The sequence below is a fragment of the Chthonomonas sp. genome (assembly GCF_035294505.1).
Taxonomy (GTDB): domain Bacteria; phylum Armatimonadota; class Chthonomonadetes; order Chthonomonadales; family Chthonomonadaceae; genus Chthonomonas.
Map to the genome: position 1 here is coordinate 1 of NZ_DATGKU010000255.1, position 11,418 is coordinate 11,418.

7 protein-coding genes and 1 pseudogene are annotated in these 11,418 nt (G+C 54.4%); 5 read left to right on the top strand and 3 right to left on the bottom strand.

The window, feature by feature from the left end; all coding sequences use genetic code 11:
- Window positions 1-1,662, bottom strand: a 1,662-nt coding sequence (locus tag VKV18_RS15175; RefSeq protein WP_324205024.1) for a sodium/proton-translocating pyrophosphatase, incomplete at its 3' end; no start/stop codon positions are given.
- 280 nt (window positions 1,663-1,942) lie between these two features.
- Between VKV18_RS15175 and rimI the strand changes: the two genes are divergently transcribed.
- The 5 genes and pseudogenes from rimI (at window position 1,943) to VKV18_RS15200 (ending at window position 7,881) form a co-directional block, all read left to right on the top strand.
- Window positions 1,943-2,464 carry a ribosomal protein S18-alanine N-acetyltransferase gene (gene rimI, locus VKV18_RS15180; protein WP_324205025.1) on the top strand — a complete coding sequence of 174 codons (522 nt, stop codon included), beginning with the start codon at window positions 1,943-1,945 and terminating at the stop codon, window positions 2,462-2,464.
- A gap of 37 nt (window positions 2,465-2,501) precedes the next feature.
- On the top strand, window positions 2,502-3,638 hold the full coding sequence (locus tag VKV18_RS15185) for an Lrp/AsnC family transcriptional regulator (RefSeq protein ID WP_324205026.1): 1,137 nt from the start codon (window positions 2,502-2,504) through the stop codon (window positions 3,636-3,638).
- A gap of 92 nt (window positions 3,639-3,730) precedes the next feature.
- Window positions 3,731-4,322 (top strand): annotated as a pseudogene (locus VKV18_RS15880) (restriction endonuclease).
- 7 nt (window positions 4,323-4,329) lie between these two features.
- Window positions 4,330-5,886 carry a class I SAM-dependent methyltransferase gene (locus VKV18_RS15195; protein WP_324205028.1) on the top strand — a complete coding sequence of 519 codons (1,557 nt, stop codon included), beginning with the start codon at window positions 4,330-4,332 and terminating at the stop codon, window positions 5,884-5,886.
- Between the two features lie 114 nt (window positions 5,887-6,000).
- Complete coding sequence (locus VKV18_RS15200; RefSeq protein WP_324205029.1) at window positions 6,001-7,881, top strand: glycoside hydrolase family 127 protein; 1,881 nt, start codon at window positions 6,001-6,003, stop codon at window positions 7,879-7,881.
- 40 nt (window positions 7,882-7,921) lie between these two features.
- Here the strand turns inward: VKV18_RS15200 and VKV18_RS15205 are convergent, their stop codons facing one another.
- Together VKV18_RS15205 and VKV18_RS15210 are read right to left on the bottom strand one after the other, a co-directional pair.
- Window positions 7,922-9,688 carry an ABC transporter ATP-binding protein gene (locus tag VKV18_RS15205; protein WP_324205030.1) on the bottom strand — a complete coding sequence of 589 codons (1,767 nt, stop codon included), beginning with the start codon at window positions 9,686-9,688 and terminating at the stop codon, window positions 7,922-7,924.
- A gap of 4 nt (window positions 9,689-9,692) precedes the next feature.
- On the bottom strand, window positions 9,693-11,418 hold a 1,726-nt coding region (locus tag VKV18_RS15210; RefSeq protein WP_324205031.1), incomplete at its 5' end, for an ABC transporter ATP-binding protein.

Genomic DNA, 11,418 nt, shown 5'->3' on the forward strand with positions numbered 1-11,418 from the left:
GGTGTTGCCCACGGCATCGAGACGGCCAACAATGCGGTCGCCCGAAAGGCCCTCGATGCCGGCAAAACGGCCGGAAGCCCTATCCTCCTCCAACACTCCCGACATCTCAAAGATGCCGTTGGCGTTATCGGTGATAGGCCCGAACGTATCCATTGCCAGAATGTAGCCCGTCGTTGTCAGCAAGCCTAAACCGGCCAAGGAGATGCCATATCCGGCCAAAAGCGCGTTACCTGAAAAGATGATGAGCGCCAACACCAGGGTCACCGCAATGGCAATTACAGCCCATACGGAGCTTTCCATGCCGAAAGAAAACCCCGAAATGATCATTGTGGCCGGCCCCGTGCGCGACTGATAGGCGATTTCGGTGACCGGTTTCTTTTCTGTTGAGGTGAAGTACTCTGTGAGCCAGCCGATGGCGATGGCCAGCAGAATGCCCACAAAGGTGCATAAGAAAAACGGCACCCAGGTGTACTGTTGGGCTGCCTGTTCGGTGGGAACAGCCACGGTGTGCGTTGGATTGAAGCGATCGAAGTAGAGATAGGAGGCCAACCCAAAGAGGATGGTTGCCGCTATGGTAGACACCCAAAAGCCCCGATTGATGGGCTGCATGGGGTCTAGGTCTTCCCGGTCTTCCCCTTTCACGGCCAGCACGCCGATGATGGATGCAAAAACGCCTGCGGCACGCACGAGGAGAGGGTACATTACCAACATGAGGGCACTATGGCGCATGGTGGCGTCGGCACTCCAGTACTCCGGCGAGATGATCGCGGCCCCCAAGATAATGGCGGCTACCAAAGTGACCTCATAGCTCTCAAAGACATCCGCCGCCATGCCCGCACAGTCTCCCACGTTATCCCCCACATTGTCGGCAATGGTGGCCGGGTTGCGTGGGTCGTCTTCGGGAATACCAGCCTCTACTTTGCCCACCAGGTCGGCCCCCACATCGGCAGCTTTGGTGTAGATGCCGCCGCCAACGCGCATAAACAGGGCCGCCAACGAGCCGCCGAAGCCGAAGCCAACCAGCACCAGCATCGCCTTCTGCTTGAAGATGAGAAACACCAAACAGGCCCCGATCAATCCAAGCCCCACGGTGAACATGCCGGAGACCGCTCCGGCCCTGAAAGCCGTTTCCAAGGCACCTCGAAACGTGCTTCTTGCCTGATTAGCCGTACGCTGATTCGCCGTTGTGGCCATCTTCATGCCGATGAAGCCGGCACCGTAGGAGGCCGAAACACCAATAACAAAGAACAAGGCAACTCCTATCGCGTCTGCCAAGTCATATCCCAGCGCCTTCTGCCCCTGATAGAGCAGAAAAAGCCCAATAGCAATTATGACCACAAGCACCGACATCGTTTTGATCTGGCGTGTTAAGTAGGCTAAAGCCCCGTCTCGAATGGCGCGCCCGACCTCCTCCATCCGCTCTGTGCCTGGGCTCATTCGCACCACCGAGCGATACCAATAGCCTCCGGCCAGCAGCGAAATGACGCCGGACAACAACGCGATGAAGACTATCGTCGTCTCTTGGGAGGTAAAACTTGGAAGGCTCACGGCCTCACTCGCCCATGCCGGCCTCATTGAGCCGAGCAGAACGAGGAGGATCAACACAAGCAAGCGGCCAAGCGACGTAGCCTCCGGGCTGCGAAATGGGTGTTTTTTTGTCATAGCGGCGAGATCATAACCTCCTTCGTGTTCCGTTATCTGTCCCCTTATGTCACCTCTCACCCGAACCATCCGCCGCACCTGGCGGCTAGATGTTAGCACGGATCGAGGCAATCTGCAAACACTTGCAGAATTATAAACTACATATAGAGGTATTGTCAATCGGTTTTTTGGTATTTGCTCGGCAGACGACGTTCTCTACAGCACGTGCGCCTCGTTGATCTTTCCTCATTCAGAGTGCTACACTGTTTGCAACTCCTTTCGACGGCATAAGGCGGAACGTATGTGGAACCCCATTGCGATAGAGCGGATGCGCGCTTGCCATCTTGACGATGTCATGCGCATTGACAGGCTCTGCTTTTCAACCCCATGGGAGCGTGCCGTTTTTCATGCGGAGCTAACCAACTTGGCCTCCTGCTACCTCGTTGCGAAAATCGCCGACCGCATCGTGGGCTTCGGCGGGGAAACCGTGCTTCTGGGGGAAGCACATATCTCTATTCTGGCCGTTTCCCCTGAATGGCGCGGGCAAAAGATCGGTGAGCGCCTCCTCTGTGCGCTGTTGGAAGAGGCCTTGCGACGCAAAGCCCATTACGCCACGCTTGAGGTGCGCCAGAGCAACCTCATCGCACAGAATCTCTATGCTAAATACGGTTTCCGCCCCTATACCCTTCGTCCACACTACTATACCGACAACGCCGAGCACGCCATTGTTATGCGGCTTGACGCTATGGATACACCCGAATATCGCGCACAACTCCAACAATTGAGGAACCAAATGCCCGACACCGCCTGTAGGACTTACTAGGATACACAAATAGAGAAAAAGAGGCGATAATCCTATTATGCATTCAGCCGTTTTACCCACAAGAGTGGACGACCCTATCAACGCCGCCATACTCGCCGTTTCCGAAGATCAGCTTCAGGGTTTTCAAGAAGACCCGTTTGGAGCCATCGCAGAGAGAGCGGCACTGCCCATAGAAACCGTCATCGAGCGCGTGCGCGCTATGCTTGAGGCGGGAGTTATTCGGCGCATCCGGCAGACCCTGCTTGCGACTAATCTCGCTCAGGGCGCCCTCGTGGCCTGGCAGGTTCCCCTCGAGCGCTTGGATGAGGCCTTCGACTTCATGTTTCAACGCGATCCGTTTTCAGGCCACGTGGTTATTCGCTCAACCGATGTAGCTACCACCGGGTCGGCCTACCGTCTTTGGACGACCCTCAAAGTGCCTCAGGGCTACTCACTTGAAAAACACGCTCGCTTCCTCGCCGACCAGGTAGGGGCAACCCACTTTCGCCTTATGCCTGCCAAATGCCTGTTTGTGCTCGGAGTAGGGCATGTGCGTCGCAAAAATCTGCCCATCGGCAGCCGCTCTTCCGTCCTCGCCGACCCCATCTACACCACCATCACCGAGCTAACAGAGCTTGAATGGCGTGTGCTCATCCCGCTTAAGCGGGAATTCACCCCTTCGGAACTTTGTCGTGATCTGTGGAAAGCACGCGCCCAGGAGGCCGGCCTTCCCCTCGAGACCTTCTATGAAATCGCCCATCAGCTCAATCGAAAGGGCGTCATCGGGCGCTTCTCCACCTTTCTTGAACACGCTAAGCCTAATCCCGAAGGTGAGCGCCTTGTTACCCGCTACAATGCCCTCTTCCACTGGGCGGTCCCTCCCGAAAAGGTGCTAGAGGCCGGACGCCATGTGGGTAGCTTCCACATCATGACGCATGCCTATTGGCGCGAAGGCGGCCCCGAATTCGGTAACGTCAATATCATGGGTGTGGCCCACGGACTCGATAAAGAGCGCCTTCTGGCCCATAAAGCTGCCATAGATCGCCACCTCGAATCGATCGGCATTCCCGTAAGTTATACCAATGTGTTTTGGGGCGGGCGCAGCGAGATCAAACCCTCCGAAATCTCTCCATTCGCCTATCGTCAGTTCTGCCAGCAATACGGTCTTGACCCGGATAAGATGCGCGAAGGGTGAACCGACAACACCCAACGTAAAGAAGGTTACTATGGGCAAGGTGCAACTAACACTTTCGGCATTAAAAAAGGGAGGCAACACAATTTGCCGATATCCTGACACAAACTGCCGACCCCCTTCTTTTCGGGGTAACAGACGGAAAGGCTCTCGGCTCCTATTTTGAACAACGTTTCCGAAGCTACCTGCGTGAAAGGTATCATTTTGTCGAAGGCAATTCTGCTACAGGGATAGACTTTCCAGACCTTAATGTTGATATAAAACTGACGAGCATTAAGCAACCACAATCTTCGTGCCCTTTTTACCTCTGCGCGAGAAAAGATATATGGCCTCAACCACTCCTTGCTCATCTTTGTTTATGAAAAGACAGATGCAGAGGACATGGGACGCTTAAGTATATCTCCTGTTATCTTTGTCGGTCGTGAGCGAACCGGAGACTACCAGACTACCTCAGGGTTATTTAAAATACTCGAAAACAATGGAAGCAAAGACGATATCATTGCTTTCTTCAAGAAAAGGCGTTTACCACTCAACGACTCAGAGGCCTCACAGCTTGCAGAGGAAGTACTTCAAAACCCTCCTTTGCTTGGCTATCTCACCATCTCCAATGCACTCCAATGGAGACTACAGTTCGGTCGTCTCATAGACCTGGCCGGGACCCTTCCCGAAATCGAAAGGCTAAAATAGTATTCATATGGAGAACACCAGCCACAAAATTGTATTTGGCGATTTCCAAACGCCTCTAGACCTCGCGCGGAAAGTTTGCCATTGCCTCGCACGAAAAGGCTTGGAACCCGCGACCGTTCTTGAACCCACCTGCGGAGAAGGTACTTTTCTACAAGCCTGTTTAGAGACATTCGCCCATCTCCAGTATGTGCTCGGCACCGATATTAACCCAAATCATGTGGAGAAAACGCGGAGCAGACTATGTGCCTGGAAGGTTCCCTTTGAGGTTCAGCAAGCAGACTTCTTTACCGTACCCTGGCAAGATATTGTCGAACGCCTGCCCGAGCCGATTTTGGTTATCGGCAACCCACCTTGGGTCACCAATTCGGAGCTTGGAATCTACAACATCAACAATCTACCTCCTAAGCAGAATCGCGATAATTTCGCCGGTATACATGCCCTAACCGGCAAAAGCAACTTCGATATCTCCGAGTGGATTTTGCGCCGATGCGTCGAATGTCTTACAAACAAACATGCCATTATCGCCATGCTGTGTAAAACGGCGGTAGCGCGTAAAGTACTTAAGTATGCTTTCCAACAAGAGCTGCCCGTGGCCTCGGCGGAAGTCTATCTTCTCGATGCGCAGAAGGTCTTTGGAATCTCTGTTTCCGCTTGCCTTCTGTTTTTAGAACTGGCCCCAAAAGGCCGTTCTAAAGAATGGAGGGTGTTCTCCTCCCTTGATGGGGAGCGCCTAGAACGCATCTGTGGCCTACGCGATAATCTCATTATCGCCGACATTTCAACCTACGAAAAGTGGCAGCATCTGCGTGCGAAATGCCCATCGGGCTGGCGTTCAGGCATCAAACACGACTGCGCCGGCGTCTTTGAGCTGCGCACACACGAGGGGCGTTTCATCAACAAGTTAGGGGAAACCGTAGATATCGAGCCAGAACACCTCTTTCCCCTCCTAAAAAGCTCCGATCTTGCCAACCATAAGGAGCCTAGCCGATGGCTCTTTATTCCGCATCAGTCTCTTGCCGACGATCCGGTTCAGCTGAGCATTAGCGCCCCTAAAGCCTGGAACTACCTTCTTGCACACGCCCACCTTCTAGACGCAAGAAAGAGCAGCATCTATCGTTTGCGTCCCCGCTTTTCCCTTTTCGGATTGGGCCCCTACTCCTTCACACCATGGAAAGTAGCCATATCCGGCCTGTATAAAAAGCTCCATTTCGTTCCCGTTTCTCCTCACGATAACCGTCCTGTTGTATTCGACGACACCTGCTACTTCTTTCCTTGCGACACCGAAGCGGAGTGTCGTGCTCTTCACACCCTACTGCAATCCGAGCCGGCATGGGAGTTTTTCTCTTCCCTGATCTTTTGGGATGAAAAGCGCCCGATAACCGCGGAACTCCTCAACTTACTCGACCTTTACGCTCTCGCCCAACACGTAACAGATGGGGACGAAAGACTTATAGCAAAACTGGTTGAACGACAGAGAGCATGCCGTCAAAAACCGTCAGACGACTCCCTCCAGGCGAGCCTATTTGAATTTGAAGAGGAGGCTCTACCGGGGTTTCGCTCTTAGCACAGCGGTAGGAATCGGATGCACCTCTGCCGAAGTATAGATGAAAAGGCACCCTCAATAACGAAGCCTTTGAAATAAACTTTTCCAGCTTTGCATCTTAACGGGAGACAAACCATGTCGGCTCAGCCTCGAGGGCCTGTGATCGCCCTCGCTCAAAGCCCTTTCGCCTCTATGCAGCCTCTGCCTCTGCAGGCGGTTCGGTTGAAAGACCGATTCTGGGCACCACGCCTGCAAACCAATCGTTCGGTAACGCTTCCCTCTCAAATCCAACGCTGCGAAGAGACCGGACGTATAGATAACTTTCGACGTGCCTCCGGCAAAAAACAGATCGATTTTCAAGGAATCTACTTCAACGACTCCGACGTCTATAAACTGCTTGAAGCTATCGCCTACGCCATCGGTTACGAGCCGGATGCTAACCTCGAAGATCAGATGGAGGCCATCATCGCCGAAATCGCCGCCGCCCAACAGCCCGATGGCTATCTCAACACCTACTTCATGTTCGACCGTGCCAAAGACCGCTTCGCCAATCTCCGCGACATGCATGAAATCTACTGCGCCGGCCATCTCTTTCAAGCCGCCGTGGCCCACTATCGCGCTACCGGCCGAACTAACCTCCTCGATGTAGCCAAGCGCTATGCCGATCTGCTCTACACTAAGTTTGGCCCAAACGGTCGGCCCGGAGCTTGTGGACATCCCGAAGCCGAAATGGCGCTCGTGGAGCTTGCGCGCACAACCGGGGAGGCACGTTACCTCGAACTCGCGCGATGCATGGTCGAGGCGCGTGGCAGGGGCGTTCTCGGAGGCAGCCCTTACCATCAAGACCATCTGCCTTTTGTGGAACAGAGAGAGTTCGTCGGGCACGCCGTTCGCCATCTCTATTTAGCTTCAGGAGCAACCGATATCGTGCTTGAAACGGGCGATCAAGCCTATCTTGCGGCACTCGATGCCCTCTGGCAAGACCTCGTACAGCATAAACTCTATATCACCGGCGGAGTAGGTTCTCGCTACGAAGGAGAGGCCTTTGGTGCCCCTTATGAGCTGCCCGATGATCGGGCCTATGCAGAAACCTGCGCCAATATCGCCCTAGTTATGTGGTGCTATCGCCTGCTCCATCTCAAAGGCGACCCCATCTACGCCGACATCATGGAACGCGCCCTCTACAACGGGGTTCTGTCCGGCATCTCGCTCGACGGCGAGCACTATTTTTACCCGAATCCTCTTGCCGATCGGGGCGGCCATCGGCGTCAAAAATGGTTTGGCTGCGCCTGCTGCCCCCCCAACATCGCTCGCCTGCTGGCCTCTTTACCTGGCTACTTCGCCAGCACAAATCGCCAAAACCAACTCTATCTTCATCTCTATGCGCAAAGCGAAATCCGCTTTCCAACCCCAGAAGGAGACGTTCACCTGCGGGTGAACACAAACTATCCTTGGGAGGGGCTTATCGAAATTGAGGTGTTGAGCGCCCCCGCACACACGACAGCTCTCTTCCTACGCATTCCCCAATGGGCAACAGAAGCTACCCTCCTTTGCAACGGAGATGCCTCCGCCGAAACCGCCCTTCCCACCCCCGGCAGCTACGCGAAAGTGACCCTAAACGGCGCACCCGCAACGATCCGTTTGGAACTGCCCATGCCCATAGAGTGGACTCAAAGCCATCCCCATGTGCAGAATCACTACCAAAAAGTGGCGCTCGTGCGAGGGCCGGTCGTCTACTGCCTGGAACAGAGCGACCATCCAAACACAGACCCGTGGGATATTCTGCTTCCCCATGACACGACTTTCACACCGGAACATCGTCCTGATCTACTTAACGGGGTTACGGTGTTAATCGGTCGGGGAGTAGCATTAAACAGAGAACGGTGGGCGGGGAAGCTGTATGTCCCTTATCGGCCCTACGAAACATCGCATCTTGTGACGATCACGGCCATTCCCTACTATGCTTGGGCAAACCGAGAGGCCGGCCCGATGACCGTCTGGCTTCCTATCCTCTAAACCATTGGGGCAGCTTTGTCAAGCTGCCCCAAACAACTGGCTAGGCCAACAGGGCCTGTATGCCTGAATCCTGTTCATGAGCGGCGCGGAACTGCTCGTTATAGAGATTTTGGTACACCCCAGGCCGGCTCACCAGCTCCGCATGTGTCCCGATATCCACAATGCGCCCCTGATCGAGCACCACGATCTTATCGGCGTTCATGATGGTAGAAAGCCGGTGGGTGATCACAAAGCTCGTTCTTCCCTTCATCAGGCGCTCCAGAGCGGCCTGGACGTTGGCCTCGGTCTTGCTATCTAGGGCAGAGGTGGCATCATCCAGAATGAGAATGCGTGGATTGGTAAGCGCGGCCCGTGCAATGGCCATGCGTTGCTTCTGCCCCACCGACAGCTTAATGCCCTCCTCGCCGATCTTTGTGTCGTAGGCCTGAGGCAGTGTGAGAATGAACTCATGCAGATCGGCCATTTTTGCCGCCTGCATGATCTGCCAATCGGTGGCATCGTGATAGCCGTACTTGATGTTCTCTTTAAGAGACACAGAGAACAGCAGGCTCTCTTGACTCACGATGCTTATCTGTCTTCGTATCGATTCGAGTTTGACCTTCCGGATATCCACACCGTCAATGCGAATGGTGCCGTGCCCCGGAGGGACCTCGTAAAAACGTGCGATAAGGTTGACCAACGTGGTTTTTCCAGAGCCAGAAGGCCCTACAATGGCCACAACCTCACCCGGCGCCACTTTCAAGCAGATGTCGTGCAGAACGGGGTGGTCGCGCTCATATCCAAAGGTAACATGGTCGAACTCCACCTCGCCGCGCATATTGGTAAGCGGCTTGGCATCGGGCGCATCGGTTATTTCCGGCCGGGTATCCAGCGTCTCGAAAACCCGTTCCATGGCCGCAATGGTCCACTGCACCGTCACGTTGAAGTCCACAATACGCACCGCTGGGTCATAAAGCTGGTTGAGCAGCGCATTAAAGGCTAACAAAGCCCCTATCTCCATACGATGGTGCAGAATCAAAACCCCGCCATACCAAAGCACCGCGCCGGTAAAAGTCGCGCGTATGACTTGGGCAATGGCACCTAGTCGCCGATTAAGCTTCATCTGCTTCATGCCGAGGTCGAAGTTCTCTTTTACCGTCTGCATGAAGCGCTCTGTCTCGTACTCTTCGCGGGCAAACGCTTTGACGACCATAATTCCGGCGAGCTTTTCCTGCAAGGCTCCAAGCATGGCATCCCACTTTTCTCGCAGTTCGACGCTAAGCGGACGAATGTAGCGGATAAAGTATTTGTAGTTGGCCACATAGAAGGGGATGCCCGCCAACGCCAAAAGCGTAAGGCGCCACTGCATGGTAAAGAGAACCACCAAAATAGCGATGACGCTAAGCATATCGGCCATGAACGTAACGAACCCGCCGGAGATCATCTGTTGGATGAAGTCAATGTCGCCCATAAGGCGCGCCATGATCTTCCCCGTCTGGCGGGTGTCGTAGTAGGAAAGGGAGAGACGATTGAGATGTCGATAGCTCTCAAAACGAAGGTCAAAAACGACCCGCTGCCCCAACCATCCTATGGTGTAGTTCAGCCAGAACGACACGATGCCACGCAGCGCATAAAGCCCCACTATCGCCCAGAAAATCCATACCAGCGCACGGTAGTTTTTATGGGGAATCACCACATCAATGGTGTATCCGATGATACGCGGCAACACAATGGGCGTGAAGGTGATGATCAGCAACAGGAGAACGGCGAGCGCCACCTTTTTGCGATAGGGTCGTAAATAGCCTAGTAACCGACGAAACAGTTCCATGCTGCTACGCTCCCGACTCCAAAGCTACCTTAAACTGTTGATGGAAAAGGCTCGCATAGATGCCCCCCAACGCCAGAAGTTCGTTGTGGTTGCCCATCTCGCGAATAACCCCCTTCTCCATGACCACGATCTTATCGGCCTTCACAATGGTGGACAAGCGGTGGGCGATGACAAAACAGGTTCGTCCTTTCATCAGACGCTCCAGTGCCTCTTGAATGAGCGCCTCCGTCTCCGAATCGAGGGCTGAAGTCGCCTCATCTAAAATGAGGATTCGCGGGTCGGCCAATAAGGCTCTGGCAATGGCGATTCGTTGCTTCTCGCCTCCAGAAAGCTTAACGCCATCCTCCCCCAAACGGGTGTCGTAGCCACGCGGCATGGCCTCAATAACGTGCGCGATGTTGGCCGCGCGGGCGGCAGCCTCTACCTCCTCGTCGGTTGCATCGAGCTTGCCATAACGAATGTTCTCGCGGATGGTGGTGTTGAACAGCATGGTCTCTTGAATAACCACCCCTATCTGCCGACGCAACGACTTTAGCTGCACATCCCGCAGGTCGTACCCGTCAATGGTGATGCGCCCATCGGTAACATCGTAATGGCGCTGCAGCAGGTTCACCATGGTGGTTTTCCCCGAGCCGGACGGCCCCACCAAGGCAACCACTTCACCCGCTTTTACATCGAGATTAACCCCTTTGATCACGGGCTGACCTGGCTCATACTCGAACCAAACATTTTCGTAGCGCACGTCGCCGCGAATGGGTGGAAGGGGAACGGCATTCGGCTTGTCGGTAACATTGGGCTTTGTATCGAGGGTGCGAAAGATGCGCCATAAGGCGGCGTTGGTGCGCGCGATCTGGTCGTTGAGCTGGATCATGCGCAACGTCGGTTGGTATAAGTACCCCCCAATGTAGCCATAAAACGCGATGAGGCTGCCGGGAGTTAGCTTGCCCTCAATAACCAGCTTGCCCCCATACCAGATCAGCAAAGCCGTGCCGATAGCGCCGATAAATTCGGCCAGCGTCCAGAGGCCGGTACTAAGAACGGAGGCGCGCAGGTTTAGATGCAGCAGACTGCGCGTTTCACCGGCAAACTGCCGCACCTCGTACCGCTCACGGGCGTAGGATTTCACAACCTGCACGCCCGCCAGCTTCTCCTGAAGGTCGCCGTAGATGATCTCTCGTTGCTCTCGCACCTCATAGCTTGTTTGCTTAATGCGCCCAATGAAGGCGAGGTAGTTGGCAATATAGATGGGGTATACCGAAAGTGCCACCAAGGCAAGCTTCCAGTTGAGCGAGAAGATAATGAACAAAACCGCAATAAGCGTTACGCTGTCTTGCAGAACGTTAACGAACCCTCCGCTCAACAGTTGGTCTAGCGAGGCCACATCGTTGGTGATGTTGGACATCAGCTTGCCGGTCTGGCTGCGCTCAAAAAAACCTAGCGAGAGGGTCTGCATGTGCGCATAGAGCTTCCTCCGCATGTCCAGCTTGAAACGTTGCCCCAGCAACGTGATGCAATAGGTAAGCCAGTAACCAACGAAGGCACTTCCGGCGGCGACCCCCACAAACGCAAAGAAGATGGCAGCTAAATGAACGGGGAGATGCTCGCGAAGTGCCTTCTGCGTAAGGCTATCCGTCAGCAGCTTAATGAGATAAGGCGGAGGTAAACTCAACGCGGAGGTGCACAGCGTCAAGACGACGATCAACAAAATCAACCGCCAATAGACGCGCACC